1 protein-coding gene is annotated in these 607 nt (G+C 67.1%); it reads left to right on the top strand.

Translation table 11 applies throughout. From position 1 onward, the window contains the following. Positions 1-536: IS30 family transposase (locus FB586_RS18650; RefSeq protein WP_136520851.1), on the top strand; the 536-nt coding region annotated here is incomplete at its 5' end. Positions 537-607 lie beyond the last annotated feature (71 nt).

Here is a 607-nt window from a genome sequence, read left to right as displayed (position 1 = left end):
TCAGCGTCGACGGGCGCCCCGAGGAGGTCGGGGGCCGTCAGGTCCCCGGCCACGAAGAGGGCGACGTGATCATCGGCGCCAGGGGCTCGAACTCCGCGGTCGCGACCATCGTCGAACGCGTCAGCGGCTACATCGTGCTGGGCCACATCGCGACGGGCCGCAAGAGCGAGGACGTCATCGACGCCGTCGCGCTCGCCATGAGCAGCTACCCGCCCGAGCTGGCCAAGACACTGACCTGGGATCGCGGGATCGAGATGGTCAACCACGCCGACCTCACCGCCCGCACCGGTATCGACGTCTACTTCGCCGACCCGTACAAGCCCTGGCAGCGAGGCAGCAATGAGAACGTCAACGGGCTCCTACGCGAATACCTGCCCAAGGGCACAGACCTGTCCGTACACACTCCAGCCGACCTGCAAGCCATCGCCGATCAGCTCAACGATCGACCCCGCAAACGCCTGGGCTTCTACACACCACGCGAGCGACTCGCTACCTTGATCGACGAAGACCTCAACCGCGTTGCGACGACCGAATGAACCCGCCGGCACGGGCCTTCCACGATGTCCTCTCGGCCACGCGTCGCCGGCCGTCGTCCCCTGACGGCGGT

It is taken from the genome of Cellulomonas telluris, from assembly GCF_004886325.1.
GTDB lineage: Bacteria > Actinomycetota > Actinomycetes > Actinomycetales > Cellulomonadaceae > Cellulomonas > Cellulomonas telluris.
Note: the sequence above shows the minus strand (reverse complement) of the source record. Positions and strands in the feature narration are given on the sequence as shown.